This window comes from Pseudacidobacterium ailaaui (assembly GCF_000688455.1).
In the GTDB taxonomy this organism is placed as follows: domain Bacteria; phylum Acidobacteriota; class Terriglobia; order Terriglobales; family Acidobacteriaceae; genus Pseudacidobacterium; species Pseudacidobacterium ailaaui.
Map to the genome: position 1 here is coordinate 226859 of NZ_JIAL01000001.1, position 15856 is coordinate 242714.

The 15856-nt window shown below is 54.6% G+C and carries 11 protein-coding genes; 7 read left to right on the top strand and 4 right to left on the bottom strand.

From position 1 onward, the window contains the following. Positions 1-76: 76 nt before the first annotated feature. The 3 genes from dnaE to N655_RS0100955 all read right to left on the bottom strand — a co-directional run bounded on the left by dnaE (position 77) and on the right by N655_RS0100955 (position 5941). The gene (dnaE, locus tag N655_RS0100940) at positions 77-3595 is read right to left on the bottom strand and encodes a DNA polymerase III subunit alpha (RefSeq protein WP_026441483.1); all 3519 of its coding nucleotides are present in this window, start codon (positions 3593-3595) and stop codon (positions 77-79) included. 172 nt (positions 3596-3767) lie between these two features. Then, positions 3768-5096: an inositol-3-phosphate synthase gene (locus N655_RS0100950; protein WP_026441484.1), complete on the bottom strand. Its 1329-nt coding sequence runs from the start codon at positions 5094-5096 to the stop codon at positions 3768-3770. Between the two features lie 182 nt (positions 5097-5278). Beyond that, a complete protein-coding gene (locus N655_RS0100955; protein ID WP_026441485.1) occupies positions 5279-5941 on the bottom strand; it encodes a DedA family protein in 663 nt (220 codons plus the stop codon). A 271-nt stretch (positions 5942-6212) separates the two neighbouring features. Here N655_RS0100955 and N655_RS0100960 point away from each other — a divergent pair, with 271 nt between their 5' ends. The 5 genes from N655_RS0100960 to N655_RS0100980 all read left to right on the top strand — a co-directional run bounded on the left by N655_RS0100960 (position 6213) and on the right by N655_RS0100980 (position 11790). Next, complete coding sequence (locus N655_RS0100960; protein ID WP_044933758.1) at positions 6213-6596, top strand: group I truncated hemoglobin; 384 nt, start codon at positions 6213-6215, stop codon at positions 6594-6596. A 118-nt stretch (positions 6597-6714) separates the two neighbouring features. Beyond that, a complete protein-coding gene (gene nth / locus N655_RS0100965) occupies positions 6715-7464 on the top strand; it encodes an endonuclease III (RefSeq protein WP_026441487.1) in 750 nt (249 codons plus the stop codon). 141 nt (positions 7465-7605) lie between these two features. Further along, positions 7606-8349 (top strand): hypothetical protein, encoded by a 744-nt coding sequence (locus N655_RS16630; protein ID WP_049961173.1) that lies wholly within the window; start codon positions 7606-7608, stop codon positions 8347-8349. A 270-nt stretch (positions 8350-8619) separates the two neighbouring features. Then, positions 8620-9678 carry a M24 family metallopeptidase gene (locus tag N655_RS19600; protein WP_285222257.1) on the top strand — a complete coding sequence of 353 codons (1059 nt, stop codon included), beginning with the start codon at positions 8620-8622 and terminating at the stop codon, positions 9676-9678. Positions 9679-9732: 54 nt separating this feature from the next. Further along, positions 9733-11790 carry a beta-galactosidase gene (locus N655_RS0100980; RefSeq protein ID WP_026441488.1) on the top strand — a complete coding sequence of 686 codons (2058 nt, stop codon included), beginning with the start codon at positions 9733-9735 and terminating at the stop codon, positions 11788-11790. Here the strand turns inward: N655_RS0100980 and N655_RS21135 are convergent. Then, positions 11730-11930 (bottom strand): hypothetical protein, encoded by a 201-nt coding sequence (locus N655_RS21135; protein WP_432757642.1) that lies wholly within the window; start codon positions 11928-11930, stop codon positions 11730-11732. The genes N655_RS0100980 and N655_RS21135 overlap by 61 nt on opposite strands. Positions 11931-11947: 17 nt before the next feature. On the opposite strand from N655_RS21135, the gene N655_RS0100985 reads away from it, so the two are divergent. Both N655_RS0100985 and N655_RS0100990 read left to right on the top strand, forming a co-directional pair. Beyond that, positions 11948-14506 carry a beta-glucosidase gene (locus tag N655_RS0100985; protein ID WP_026441489.1) on the top strand — a complete coding sequence of 853 codons (2559 nt, stop codon included), beginning with the start codon at positions 11948-11950 and terminating at the stop codon, positions 14504-14506. Positions 14507-14547: 41 nt separating this feature from the next. After that, a complete protein-coding gene (locus tag N655_RS0100990) occupies positions 14548-15843 on the top strand; it encodes a metal-dependent hydrolase family protein (protein WP_049961175.1) in 1296 nt (431 codons plus the stop codon). The last annotated feature ends 13 nt before the right edge of the window (positions 15844-15856 follow it).

Genomic DNA, 15856 nt, shown 5'->3' on the forward strand with positions numbered 1-15856 from the left:
TTACTGTTTGATTGTATGGATTGGCAGGCATCTGCACAAATGCACCTGCCCACCTCGCTTCCTGTGCAGCGGGCGGCTAATCGATGGCCTGCACCATTCCTCGTCCCAGCAGTTCCTCACAGCGGTCGATAAAAGCGCGATCTGCACCCACGCTCAGACCGATTGGTTCCAGCATGACGCAGAACTCACCGGCCTGCTCAAGATTGAGCATTAACTTTCCCGGTCCCGGGGAAGCAAGAATCGCCTGTTTCAGTTCTGCTAAAGTAGCATCGCTTGCGCGCTCCAGAGGAATCCGGATACGAACATTCTGCGGAAGCCGCACCTTCACATCTTCCAATGCCTGGATGGAGGACACACAGAGCTTCGGCGCGGCGTCTTCTTCGGCGCGAAGCTGCCCGCGCACCAGCACGGGCACTTCTATCTTCAGCACCTCTTTCAGCCGCTCATAGTCTTTTGGAAAACAGATCAGATCAATCTTCCCGGTCGTGTCTTCCAGTGCCGCCTGCGCATAAAGCTCGCCAGAACGTTTGGACTTTGCCACTTTCAAGCCAACGATCATCCCGGCAATGGCCGTCTCATTCTCCGGTGCCTGCCCGCGGCGGCCATTCCCGGGAGCAGGCTTCATCTCAAGAGCGGTGGCAGTATCAATCACGCCCGGCAGGTTACGCAGCTTCTCAGAATATTTGTCCAGAGGATGTCCCGAGACAAAAAATCCTAGTACTTCTTTTTCTGCCTGAAGCCGCTGGTGCTCGTCCCAGTCTGGAACGTTCGGCAAGGCATCCGTCGATGACGCGACTGCCGGATGGTTATCGAAAATCCCAAACAGTCCGTGTTGTCCTGCCTCCCGATCCCGCTGCGTCTTTTGTGCCCGCTCAATGGCTTTGTCAATTGCGGCCATCAATTGCGAACGGCGCCCAAAGGAGTCGAGTGCTCCGGCCTTGATCAGCGACTCCAGGACTCGCTTGTTCATCAGCCGCAGGTCTATCTTTTCGCAGAACTCCCAGAAAGAAGCAAACTTCTTGTTCTCTGTTTCCAGTTCCTTGCGCGCCAGCAGAATCGAATCAATTGCATTGCGACCGACATTCTTGATCGCGGTTAAACCAAATCGAATTGCCTTACCATGCGGGGTAAAATCAGCATCGCTGAAAAGCACATCCGGAGGTTCAACAGGAATCTCCATCTCGCGACATTCCTTGATGTACTTCACGACGTTCTCCGGCTTGGAGATTTCCGAAGTCAAGAGCGCCGCCATAAACTCCACCGGATAATGTGTCTTCAGATATGCCGTCTGATACGCCAGCAGGGCATATGCAGCCGAGTGCGACTTATTAAAGCCGTACCCTGCAAACTGCTCCATCAGGTCAAAGATCTTTGTAATTTTGTCCTTAGGAAAGCCCTTTTCCAGCGCGCCAGAAACAAAACGGTCCCGCTGCTTGGCCATCTCCTCGGGAATCTTCTTGCCCATCGCGCGCCGCAGCAGGTCCGCTTCTCCCAGCGAATAGCCTGCGAGCACGTTGGCGATTTGCATGACCTGCTCCTGATAGACGATGACGCCCAGCGTCTCCTTCAGGATCGTCTCCAGCTCAGGCAGCTCATATTCAACCTTCCTGCGGCCCCACTTGCGCTCGATAAAATCATCGATCATTCCACCCTGGATGGGGCCCGGACGGTAGAGTGCGTTTAAGGCCGTCAGGTCTTCTACAGATGTGGGTTTGTAGCGCCGCAGCACATCACGCATCCCTCCTGATTCAAACTGAAAGACCCCTGAAGTCAGCGCGCGATGAAAGACCTTCTCATAGGTCTCCTGGTCGTCCAGCGGAATCGTTTCTATATCGAGCTTCTGCCCTTGGTTTCGCTCAATCATCTTCAGGCAATCATCAATGACCGTGAGTGTGGTCAGGCCCAGAAAGTCCATCTTGAGAAGGCCCATCTTTTCCACGGCCTTCATGTCATACGCCGTAACGATTTCGTCGTTCTTGCTGCGAGAAACCGGCACCAGATCTGTCAGGGGACGTGGTGCAATCACAACTCCTGCGGCGTGGACACCTGCCCCGCGCACCAGTCCTTCGAGCTTCTTCGCTGTATCAATCAGTTCTCTGACCTGCTGGTTCGTATCGTAGGCCTCCTGCAATTGAGGCGAATCCCGCAAGGCCTGCTCAATTGTTACCCCAATGGTCGTCGGCACCAGCTTCGCGATACGGTCCACATCACCATATGGCATATCGAGCGCACGGCCCACGTCTTTGATGGCAGCCTTTGCCGCCATCGTATTGAAGGTGATGATCTGCGCCACCTGCTCGCGGCCATACTTTCGTGTAACGTACTCAATCACCTCACCCCGCCGGTTCATGCAGAAGTCAATATCAATGTCCGGCATGGAGATACGCTCCGGGTTCAGAAAACGCTCAAAGAGCAGCTCATTCTGGAGCGGATCAATATTTGTGATCTCCATCACATACCCAACGAGCGATCCTGCCGCAGACCCTCGACCTGGTCCCACAGGAATGTTGTGCTCACGCGCATAGCGGATGAAGTCCCACACGATCAGGAAATAACCGGGAAACTTCATTTGCTTAATGATGGCAATCTCACGCTCCAGCCGCGCTTCGTACTCAGAAATCGGATGCCGCAGCAGACCGCGGTCCTGCAGATGCCGGATCGAGGTTTCAAGCCTTTTTTTAAATCCTTCGCGACAGACGTGCTCAAAGTAGCTGTCAATCGTGTGCCCCGGCGGTACAGCAAACTCTGGAAATGGATTGTCTACTTTGCTGAGCTTCAGACTGCAGCGCTCAGCAAACTGCATCGTGCGGCTCACTACCTCCGGAGCATAGGAGAACAGCTTCTCCATTTCAGCCGCAGTCTTTACATAAAACTGGTCAGAGTCAAACTTGAACCGCTTAGGATCATGGATGGAAGAGGCCGTCTGCACACACAGCAAAATCTCGTGCGCATGAGCATCATCATCGCAGAGGTAATGGCTGTCATTGGTCGCCACCAGAGGGATGCCCAGTTCTTTTTCCAGCCGGAACAGATCAGGATGGATTTTCTTTTCCAGCTCCAGCCCCTGGTCCTGGATTTCCAGAAAAAAATTTCCCTTACCAAAAATGTCCTGATATTGCCCGGCAACCGCCTTCGCTGCCTCGTACTTGCCGGCCATCAGGTTCTCGCACAACTCGCCCGCCAGGCAGCCTGAAAAGCCAATTAACCCTTCAGCATGTTCTGCCAGATACTTCTTGCTCACCCGAGGCTTGCGATAAAAACCATGGAGCGAAGCCTCGGAAGTAATCCGCACCAGGTTGCGGTACCCTTCTTCGTTTTCCGCCAGCACGAGCAGATGGTTATAGTCATCACCTTGCGGATCATCTCGATGGTCTTCCTTTTTGCAGATGTAAAGCTCACAGCCCAGAATCGGCTTTATACCGCGCTTCTTGGCCGCTTCAAAAAAATGTACCGCCCCGTAGATATTCCCGTGGTCGGTAATCGCGACTGCCTTCTGGCCAATATCAGCGACGCGGTTGACGAGTTTTTCCACATCACAAGCGCCGTCCAGAAGCGAGTAATCCGTATGTAGATGCAGGTGGGTAAATTCAGCCATGAGTATGGCTCTATTTTAGTTCCGTCAGGCCTCACGATCGGGCGAAGTAAAGGCGCAAAGCGGGGTATCGATGAGGAAAAGCAGGGCAGAAATTCGTCCGTGTACACACCCGGAAAAGAAAAACGGCAGGCCGTCCTTGCCTGCCGCCTGTTGCCTGAAAATTTCAGGCTCTTCAGTCATAGTATTCCAGTCCAAGATGAGTGATTAAATCTTCACCCATGATGTGCCGCAGCGTATTTTTCAGCTTCATGGATTGAATAAACAGATCATGCTCCGGATAAAGTCCCTCTGCTGTCATTGGCGACTTGAAGTAAAAGCTGAGCCACTCCTGAATGCCCAGGTGTTTCAACTCAGGAGTGCGCTGCGCCAGGTCCAGGAACAGGACAAGATCCAGTGCAATGGGTGCGGCCAGGATTGAGTCGCGACAGAGAAAGTCCACTTTGATCTGCATGGGGTAGCCCAGCCATCCAAAGATGTCAATATTGTCCCAACCTTCTTTGTTATCGCCGCGCGGGGGGTAATAGTTGATGCGGACCTTGTGATAGATGTCTTTGTACAAATCGGGATAAAGTTCTGGCTGCAGGATATAGTCCAGCACCCCGAGCTTAGACTCTTCTTTTGTCTTAAAGGATTCCGGATCATCCAGGACCTCGCCATCACGATTGCCTAAAATATTGGTCGAGTACCAGCCGGAAACTCCCAGCATACGGGCCTTAAACGCCGGGGCGAGGACCGTTTTCATAAAGGTCTGCCCCGTCTTGAAGTCCTTGCCGCAAATGGGCGCTCCTGTCTGTTTCGAAAGTTGCTGCATACACGGCAAGTCCACCGTAAGGTTGGGTGCTCCGTTGGCAAACGGCACGCCTTCCTTCAGTGCTGCATAGGCATAGATCTGTGACGGAGCGATGCTGGGGTCATCATGGAGCAGTCCCTTCTCAAACGACTCAATGCTTGCATGGACCTCGGTTGGTTCCAGAAAAATTTCCGTGGAACCGCACCAGATCACAACCACCCGGTCCACCTGGGCCTTAAATGCCTGAATGTCGGAGCGTACCTGTTGCGCCAGGTCGCACTTGCTCTTGCCCTTCTTTACGTGCGTACCATGGAGGCGCTTCACATAGTGCTGATCAAAGACCGCGGGCATCGGCTGTATGGCTTCTAAAAATGGCCGGATGCTCTTAAGATGGTCGCGGTCCAGCACCGCAGCATGTTCGGCTGCTTCATACATGTTTTCAGGGAAAATGTCCCAGCCCGTAAAGACAATATCATTCAAATCAGCCAGTGGCACAAAGTCCTTAATCAGCGGAGTGCGGCCTTCCGTGCGCTTTCCCAGGCGGATCGTGCCCATTTGCGTCAATGATCCGATGGGTTTTGCAAATCCTTTGCGTACTGCCTCTACTCCGGCAATTAGGGTCGTCGCAACTGACCCCATGCCGACTGTCATAATTCCCAGTTTGCCTTTTGCCGGTTGGATCTTCGATTCCGCAGTCTTAGGCGTAGACATTCCTTGCTCTGACCGTCCTTCTATATGGGATAAAAATGGTGGGCTGCCCCCGGCTTCTAAGTCTCAGCCCTTGGACCAACATTTGGCAAATCGTGTGGATTCAATGGTAGATTGCGCCAGGCGAATGGAAGTACTTCCATAGTAAACCGCTGCTACCACGTCTTTCCCGGCATGTTGAAGACTCACGAAGCGGCCTTTCCATCCTCACCACGGGCGCTGGCCCCCATGCGGTTTTTTGAGTGTGTCCACACAAACCAGACCAGGCCGGCAAGCAGCGCAATTTCTACTGAAAGATGGAAACGATGGAATGCTGCCTTGAATCGCGGGTCTGTTTCCCAGGCTTGTCCCAATTTCATTCCAAACCAGGCCAGCGCATAGCACCATGGCCATGATCCTAAAAATGTATAAATGTGAAAACGAAGCTGCGGCATCTTGCCAATGCCCGCCGGCAGCGCAATAAACGTGCGAATCACAGGCAGCAATCGACCAATAAACACCGTAATCCCGCCAAAGCGATGAAAGAAGCGCTCAGCGCGTTCCAGATCGCGATGACTCAGCAGTACAAACTTGCCGTACCGTTCGATAAACGGGATGCCACCCAGAGCGCCGATCCAATAGGCTACCAATGAACCGAGATTGCAGCCGAAAGCGCCAGCCGTCGCCACCCAGAACAGCTTCAACTGCCCAGTGTGTACCAAATATCCGGAAAAAGGCATGATGATTTCCGACGGCAGAGGGATACATGCTGATTCAATGGCCATCAATAAAGCAATGCCTGCATAGCCTGCAGCGGAAATCGTAGCAATAATCAGGGAGGCCAGGACGGCCAAAATTTTTTCGCTCATTCAGCCTTGAGTATATCTGGCAGCCCCCTGAAAGACATGACTGGCATCCCATAAAAGCCATTTACTGGCCTGATAAATATGGCCTTGCCGCTGCACTCTTGCCATGAGAACGCATACTCTCATGCGATCCTGTTTCCACAACGCAAACCATCGCACTGCGCCAGGTTGCGCCATTCGTCTGCGATGTTGCTTTTGCACTGGCCCCGCCACGACGCGCCCGGTCCCGGATCCCTGTCACGCCATCCTGAATCCAGAAGACGAGGAATGCATCATGCCTGAAAGCTCGATTTATGACCGCATTGGAGGGGCCGCCTCTGTAGAGGCCGCTGTAGATCTCTTTTATCGGCGCATTCTTGCCGACCCCGAGCTCGCTCCCTTTTTTGCCAATGTAAACGTGGAAAGACTCAAGCGGCACCAATTCGCGTTTCTCTCCCATGCACTGGGCGGACCCGTCCGGTACACCGGAGCACAAATGTCGCAGGCCCATGCACATCTGGCAATCGAACAGCGGCATTTTGACGCTGTTGCCTCCCACCTGGCTCAGACGTTGCGCGCACTTGGCGTGGATGACCAGAGCGTGCAGGAGATTCTTGCCGCCATCGCGCCGCTTGCTGTACAAATCGTCAACACGCGCAGAGGGCTTGCGTCCGATTAGCAAGCCCCTTCTCAAAGAGACCAGCTGGCATACCATGCCCTGGATCGCGGCAGCTAAATCGGTGTGTAGATACGTTTCTTGTGCTGCTGTATCCTTCTCTTTGCGAGAAAACATTCTCATGCCTGCTTCCAAATCAGCTCTCCTCAAAGGTCCGGAACGAGTACCCGTGAAAGCTGCGGCAAAATCGCACCCAAAGCAAGAAAGGTTTGAACCCAAACGCGATCTGGCGCCAGAGCGCGTCAAAGAGATCCTCCGGCGACTGGATGCTACTTACCCCAATGCTGAATGTGCCCTCCACCACAGGAATGCCTGGGAATTGCTGGTAGCGACGATTCTTTCTGCGCAATGCACAGATGCACGCGTGAACATGGTCACCCCGGAGTTGTTTCGTCAATTCCCTACGCCCAAGGCGCTGGCCAATGCACCCCTGCCCGCCATCGAAAAACTCATCCGCTCCACAGGTTTTTACAGGAACAAAGCGAAATCCATTCAGGGGGCCGCACGAAAAATCGTCGGCGACTTTGCTGGACAGGTACCACGCACCATGGCCGAGCTGCTTACGGTTCCCGGAGCGGCCCGCAAGACCGCCAGCGTTGTGCTGGGCGTTGCTTACGGCCTGGCAGAAGGCATTGTTGTTGACACCCATGTCCTTCGCATCTCGCGACGCCTGCATCTTACCCAGGCTACGGAGCCCAAAAAGGTCGAGCAGGATCTGATGAAGATCATCCCCAAAGACCGCTGGATCTCGTTCTCCCATCAAGTCATTCATCACGGGCGCCAGATATGCATTGCTCGTAAACCAAAATGCTCTGATTGCCCGCTGGAAACCGTCTGCACCTCCTCCGATAAGACATGGTCCTCTCATTGAATGGCCACTCGCGGGTTGTTGTCGTCTTTTCTCTACAATCTGAATTTCATCAAACTCTGTAGGCAGAGCTTCCAAAAGAGTGGTAATCTTCGTGCGATGCATCTGCACCATCCACCAGTGCGAAGAAAGGGTGAAACAGGTATGATCCGCCATCAGCTTCTGGTAACAGCATTGCTATCCACGGGCTTGCTCTTCTCCGGATGCAACAAGTCTGCAAACAATCAGGAACAACCTCCGCAGTCGCAACCCGCCGCTGCTCCATCCGCTCAGCCAGAAGCGCAGAGTGCTCCTTCCGCCCCCAGGGAGCGGGAGCGGGCACGGTCACGCGAACAAGCGGCTCCGGCAGCAGCACCTGCGCCGGCACCCCAACCCATCGTTGTACCCGCCGGGACCCCTCTTTCAGTGCGCTTGGGCACAACACTCAGCTCCAAAACCAGTGCCGCAGGTGAAAGCTTCACCGGGACCCTGGCAAATTCCGTAGTCGTGGGTGGAGTCACGGCTATTCCCGCTGGATCAACCGTCACCGGCACAGTAACTGATGCCAAATCTGCGGGAAGGTTTAAAGGTGCGGCGGTCCTCTCCCTCACCCTCCAGTCCATCACCGTTCGCGGAAACAGCTATCCCATAGACACGACTACTTTCAGCCAGCAGAGCACAGGCAAAGGCAAACGTACTGCCACCATGGTGGGCGGAGGTGCAGGTCTTGGCGCGATCATCGGTGGTCTCGCCGGGGGCGGCAAAGGCGCTGCCATCGGCGCTCTCGCGGGTGCAGGAGCGGGAACGGCGGGTGCCGGGCTGACCGGAAACAACCGTGAAATCACGCTGGCTCCTGAAACCGTGCTCAGCTTCCGACTCCAAAATTCACTGACTCTGCCCGCGCGTTAATTTCTCCCCTGCATTTTCTGTCCCCATGCATTGCTTCTCGTTTTTCGAAGCAACGCATGGGGCAGCCTTCCCTTCCTACGATTTCGGTTTTGCGTTCTTTCCTCGTACCATGTACAGTTGTCCCTTAGAAATCCTTGAAGGAAATCGCTTTACTACAAGTACATGACTGGACAAATGCAGCAGACACTCTCCCCCACCCAGAGTTTTCTTGTCTCCCTCTGCTCAGAAGCACAGCTTCACAATGAAAAAAATGAAAAGCTGTCCAGACTCATGGAGTGGATGGATTCAAGGCAGCTGGATGCTATCCTCCTCCGCCGAAATGAAAACATTGCTTGGGTATCGTGCGGACAGGTAGAGACGACTGTGGCCATCCCAGCAGAAAGCGGCGTTGCGTCCCTGCTTCTGCTGCGCGATGGACGCAAATTCTACCTGACTACAAATAATGAAGCTGGGCGGCTGGCCGACGAGGAGTTTACAGGCCTGGATTATGAACCGATCATCACTCCATGGTATGAAAACACAATAAACGAGATGGTCCGTAAAACTGTCGGCTCGGGTAAAGTTGCTACGGATCTGCCGATGGATGGTCTTCCGTCTGTGGATCTTTCGCTGCTGCGTTCTCCCCTTACCGATGCAGAAGTCTCTCGTTTCCGCTGGCTGGCTCAGCAGGCAGCTGAAGTTACGGCTGTGGCCCTGCGGGAACTCGAACCAGGGATCACGGAAGAAGAGATGTCGGGGCTGGTATCCCAAAAGCTTCTCTCCCGGGGTATCCTGCCCACTGTATTGTTGATGGCCACCGACGACCGTATCCGCAAATACAAACATGCGGTGGCCCGGGGAGGCGTGTTGCAGCGTTTCGGAATGCTGAATCTCTGCGCACGCAAGTGGGGGCTGGCTGTCTCGATCACCAGATTTGTACACTTTGGAGAACCTCCGAGGGACCTGATCCATGGTTTTGCAGCCTGTGCTGACATCCATGCCAAGTTACTCCATGCCAGCCAAAAAGGTACGACCTCCGCTGAGTTATATGCCGTGGCTGAGCGCGCCTATCGCGAAGCTGGTTTCTCTGGTGAAGAAAAACTGCATCATCAGGGGGGCCCCGCCGGATATCTGGAACGCGAGTGGGTGGCCGCACCAGGCGGCCAGCAACAAATTGCCGAACCGCAGGTGCTGGCCTGGAATCCCAGCATTCGCGGTGCCAAAGTGGAAGATACGGCCCTGCTGATGAATGGCCGCATTGAAATCCTGACTCGAACACCCACCCTGCCGCACATAGATGCAAAAATAGATGGAATCAGCTATCCTGCGGCGGACATCCTGATTCGTTAATTCCAACTCTGTCTCCTTTCACGGAGCAGGGTGATTCTGGAGGAAACCGGTTACATGAAGTCGATGCTCTCCGCACTGCTGTTTTCTGCCGCCACTGCAATACTTCCCATCACCCTCTCTGCCCAGGCCACCTCCTATCCTGATAAACCCCCTCTCCTGCTCGGTGCGGCATGGTATCCCGAGCAATGGCCTGAATCGCGCTGGGACGCTGATCTCTCGCTCATGGAAGCGGCCCACATCAACCTCGTCCGCGTGGGTGAGTTTGCCTGGAGCACCATGGAACCCGCCGAAAACCAATACAACTTTGCCTGGCTTGACCGGGCCATCGCTTTGGCGGCCAAACACCATATCTGTGTTGTGCTCGGGACCCCAACGGCCGCACCTCCGGCTTGGCTTACAGCCAAATATCCGGACACGCTGCGCGTAGATGAGAACGGCGTGCGCGATGAACATGGCAACCGTCAGCAGTTTTCTTTTGCCAGTACACGGTATCGCCAGTTTGCACATGACATCGCCGAAAAGATGGCGGAACGCTATGGTCACAACCCGAACGTGGTCGGCTGGCAATTGGATAACGAATACGCTGCTCCTTCCTTTGATCCCGAGGCAAAGGCCCAGTTTCATGCTTGGCTCAAAAAGAAATACGGTACGATTGAAAACCTGAACCAGCATTGGACCACAGCCTACTGGAGCCAGACATACGACAATTTTGACGAAATCCCCGTGCGCCAGGAAGGCGAAAACCCCGGACTCCTGCTGGACTGGAAGCATTTCGTCAGCGATACCTGGAAAAGCTACTCTGAAAATCAAATCAGCGCCATTCGCCCCCATGCCGACAAACGCCAATTCATCACAACCAATACGATGGGATGGTTTGATGGATTTGATGAGTATGTGGTCCATTCTGTGCTCGACATTGCTGCCTGGGATGACTACGTCGGCAGCCAATATGATTACATCGACAATGGCGCCCGGCATGACCTGGCCCGCGGCTTCAAGAACAAAAACTTCTGGGTCATGGAAACCCAGCCGGCCTTTGTAAACTGGCGTCCTGTGAATGCCGCCATTGATCGTGGCCAGGTGCGCGACATGGCCTGGCAGGCGATTGGCCATGGCGCTGAGGCTGTCGAATACTGGCAATGGCGCAGCGCCCTTAATGGACAGGAGCAGTACCACGGCACTCTGGTCGGGGCTGACGGTACTCCCGTTCCTGTTTACGATGAGGTAAAACAGGTCGGTGAGGAGTTTGAGAAGGTGGGCCAGGCGCTCGCAGGAACCGCTCCCCAATCTGCCGTTGCCCTCATCAATGACTACGACAGCCGATGGGCCATCAATTTCCAACGCCATAACCGGAACTTTGACCCAGTGGCCGAAATGCTTGCTTTCTATACGCCCTTGCGCAATCAGGCACAGGCTGTCGACGTCATTTCTGTGCGCGCTCCGCTCGACAAATATAAGCTCGTTGTGGCCCCCGGGCTGAATGTCCTCCCCCAGGATGTCGCCGCCCACCTGCTTGCCTATGTAAAGCAGGGAGGGAATCTTGTGCTTGGACCGCGTTCCGGCATGAAAGACGAATACAATGCACTCCATATTGAACGCCAGCCGGGTCCTCTGGTAGACGCTCTCGGCGGGCGCGTTGAACAGTTTTATGCTCTGGACAATGCGGTCCCTGTAAATGGAGAACTCGGCTCAGGGACGGCCTCTCTCTGGGCAGAGCAGCTCAGTACGAAATCCCCAGACACTCATGTTCTGCTCAGTTACGGTCCGAGCAATGGATGGCTCGACAACCAGCCTGCGGTGATAACCCGCAAAGTGGGTAAAGGCAGCATTACGTATGTAGGCGCATGGCTCGATGCTGCTCTGCTGGCCAAACTTACCTCGTCCTTGCTTGAGCAAAGCGGTGTCAGGCCAGTCCTGCAAAACGTACCTGAGGGCGTCGAAGTCTGCCAGCGCACCGGTGCAGGAAAATCCGTGCTGGTTCTTATCAACCACAACCAGACGGCGGCGCATGTGGACCTGCCTCAAGCCATGACTGACCTGCTCGACTCCTCTCATGTGAGACGTACATCCGTGGATCTGCCTAAATATGGGGTCGCTGTTCTGGAGATGTAAGAGAACCACCTTCCGCGTTTCGTCATACTTCGCTTTTGCTTGCCATGGCTGCTATGGCGGAACGCGGACTTCAATTTCTTTCTTCCGCCCCCTTCTTCCCAAATCCAGCGTTTGTTTGTTAGCCTTTGGCTTCCGTTCAATTTTGGGAGGGAACGTCTTGCGTAAACCGTTTCATCTGACCGCTTTGCTCCTGCTGAATTTTTCTGCTTGTTCCTGCATTGTCCATGCTCAGGCCCCGGTGCCGGACAGTCCTATGATTGAGCAAAAAGCAGATTCCATGCTCAAAAAGCTCTCGCTTGAAGAGAAAATTGACCTCATCGGCGGCGTGGATGGGATGTACATCCGCTCGGAAGAGGCCGCCGGGTTTCCACGCCTCAAGATGTCTGATGGTCCTTACGGGGTCCGCACCTGGGGGCCCGACACGGCCTATGCTGCCGGTATCGGTCTGGCCGCAACGTGGGACCCACAGCTGGCACAACGCATGGGCGTCGCCATTGGACAGGATGCGCGGGCGCGCGGCGTCCACTTTCTACTTGGACCCGGCGTCAATATTTATCGCGCGCCGATGGGTGGGCGTAACTTTGAATACTTCGGCGAAGATCCCTTTTTGGCCGCACACATTGCAGTCCCCTACATTGAAGGGGTGCAGAGCCAGGGTGTCATTGCTACAGTTAAGCACTTCGCTGCCAACAATCAGGAATATGATCGCCACAATGTGAGTTCTGATATGGATGAGCGTACTTTGCGGGAAATCTATCTGCCTGCCTTTGAAGCTGCTGTCAAAGTGGCCCACGTCGGCGCAGTCATGAATTCCTACAACCTGTTGAATGGTGTTCATGCAACGCAGAACTGCCATCTGAACAATGACATTCTCAAAAAAGACTGGGGCTTTGACGGCATCCTTATGTCAGATTGGGTGGCAACCTATGATGCCGTCGGCGCGGCCAACTGTGGTCTCGACCTTGAAATGCCCTCTGGCGCCTTCATGAACCGGAAAAACCTGCTGCCCGCAATCAAGGACGGAAGGGTCTCTGAAGCCACCATTGATGACAAAGTTCGACGGATCTTCCGGACATCGCTTCGCTTCGGCTTTCTAGACCGAGACCAGACCGACCTGAGCATTCCTTATGACAACCCTTCAGGACGCGCCGTTGCACTGGATGAAGCAAGAGAGAGCATTACTCTGCTCAAAAATGATGGCAACCTCCTGCCGCTTGAATCGGGAAAAATTAAGACCCTTGCCGTGATTGGCCCCGATGCCTGGCCTGCCGTACCCGGCGCAGGCGGAAGTTCCCAGGTAGAACCTTATTCCGCGATCAGCATCATGAGCGGGTTGACGAACGACCAGGGTTCCGGGATCAAAGTGCTGTATACAAGAGGAATCCCTACGACAAAAGAGCTGTTCCAACGCACGCACTTCGGCACAGACCAGTCCATGACCTCATCGTCCGATCCCTTCTGGGAAGACTGGTTTGGCAAGCCGACGGTAAAGGTCGAAACATTTGACAATCCAAATTTCAGCGGCATCCCCACAGTCACGCAGGTCAAGCATATTGACTCCTGGGGAGCGCATGAATTTACTCCCCCCGGCCAGGGCAAACACAGCATCCGATACACGGCCGATTATCTTCCCCACAAAACGGGAGATTACCTTGTTGTGGCAGCAGGCAATTGGGGCGATTCCTGGAAACTGATGGTGGACGGCAGGCAGGTACTGGAACAGCCGCACCGTGAAGGGCAGGCCCCGCAGTCTACAAAACTGTTCTTGACCGCCGGCAAACCGGTCCATATTCAATTCGACTACATACCGGATGGAAACCACGTTCTGGCCGGGGTCGGAATTTTGGCCGTAGACGACCTTGTTTCACCCGAAGCAAAAAAGATTGCAGCAATGTCTGATGCTGCACTGGTCTCGGTAGGCTTTGATCCTTCAACAGAAAGCGAGGGCATGGACCGCACTTTCGCCCTGCCCTGGGGACAGGACGAGCTCATTGAGGCGATAGCCTCAGTCAATAAAAATACAATCGTTGCGATTACTGGTGGAGGCGGTGTGGACATGCGCCGCTGGATTGACAAAGTCCCAGCCCTGCTGCACAACTGGTATCCCGGAGAAGAAGGCGGCCAAGCGCTCGCAGAGATTGTCTATGGAAAACGCTCGCCTGAAGGCCATCTACCGGCCAGCTTTGAGCGCTCCTGGGAAGACAATCCAACCCACGATTCTTACTATGCGCCACCGGTTCCCCAGGGCCAAACACCGCATGTCAGATACAGCGAAGGTGTCTTTCTCGGTTATCGCTACTACACCAGTCGAAATCGAAAGCCTCTCTTCCCGTTCGGTTTTGGACTGTCCTACACGACGTTCTCCTTCAGCAACCTACAGGTCTCCCCCAGTCAGGCCTCCAGCGAAGGCAAGATCACCGTTTCCTTTGACGTGACCAATACAGGTCAGCGCGAGGGAGCGGACGTAGCCCAGCTTTATGTGGGTGACCCCTCGGCGAAGGTCGAGCGCCCGATAAAGGAGCTCAAGGGTTTTGAAAAGGTACGTCTCAACCCGGGAGAAACGAAGCACATTTCTCTCTCGCTCGACCATCGTGCCCTCGCCTATTGGGACACAAAGTCGAATGACTGGCGTGTGGATCCGGGTGAGTTCAAGGTCTACGTGGGTGACTCGTCCGAGAATACACCTTTGAGTACCAGTTTCGATGTGACGAAGTAAAACAAGGGCAGGTTGGCCCCTCTTGTGATATCTTCGCGGCCATGAAAGATTTTCCTGGCCGCTTTCTTCTTTTTCTCGTTCTGCTCTTCCCTGCCCTCGTCCACTCGCAAACTCCTTCCCGCTATCTAAAGTGCGGATCGCTCTTCGACAGCACAAACGGAACCCTGCGCCAGCATGTCACCATTGAGATACAGGGAAACAAAATCATCAGCGTAACACCCTGGGAACAGCTGCCATCGGGAGCTGAGATCACCGATCTCTCCACGCAAACCTGCCTTCCCGGCCTCATTGACACGCACACTCACGTGCTTCTGCAGGGCGACGCAACGGCCGCAGAGTATGCCGACCAGCTTTTGAAGCAGTCACTTGCATATCGCGCGATTCTTGGCGCCGTGACCGCTGGCAAGGCGCTAAATTATGGATTCACGACCATCCGCGATCTGGAAACGGAAGGCGCCCTCTATGCTGACGTAGACATCAAACACCTCATCGAGCAGGGCGTCATTCCCGGCCCAAGAATGCAGGTGGCGACACGTGCGCTGGACGTGACTGGGGCCTATCCCCTGCTCGGATATGCCTATGGAATCTCTGTTCCGCATGGCGTGCAGATCTGCGATGGCCCGGAAGAATGCCGCAGGGCCGTACGCGAACAATTGTCCTATGGCGCTGACTGGATCAAAGTATACGTGGACCGCGGCTACTTCATGCGCCCCGACGGTGTGCTTGACGACATTCCCACATTCACGCCCGATGAGTTGGCCGCAATCGTCGATGAGGCCCATCGTGAAAACCACCGGGTCGCAGCACACGCCATGGGCCTGCACGGCGTTCACAACGCAGTCACAGCAGGTGTGGATACACTTGAGCACGGCGACTATATCGCACCGGAAGACTTGAAGACCATGGCCGAGAAGGGCATCTGGTACGTGCCTACAACGTATGCTTTGGAGGCAGTAGCCGAAGGCCGCGCCAGCGACGGCAACCCCGTTTATAAACAGATGATCAAAACCCACGCTCAAACCATGCATCGTGCAATGGAGGCCAACATCAAAATCGCCTTTGGTACTGATGCGGGTGCCTTCCCCTGGAGCATCAATCCGGCAAAAGAGTTTGCCGTACTGGTACGGGATGGAATGACTCCCTCTCAAGCAATTCAAAGTGCCACTTTGCAGGCTGCAAGATTGATGCACCTTGATGACAAGCTTGGCTCAGTGGAAACGGGCAAGCTGGCCGACATTGTCGCTGTGCCTGGCAATCCACTGGAACAGATCACGCTCATGGAACAAGTGAATTTTGTCATGAAAGATGGCATCGTCTATCGCACACCAACACCTTGACCGATGTCTCAGG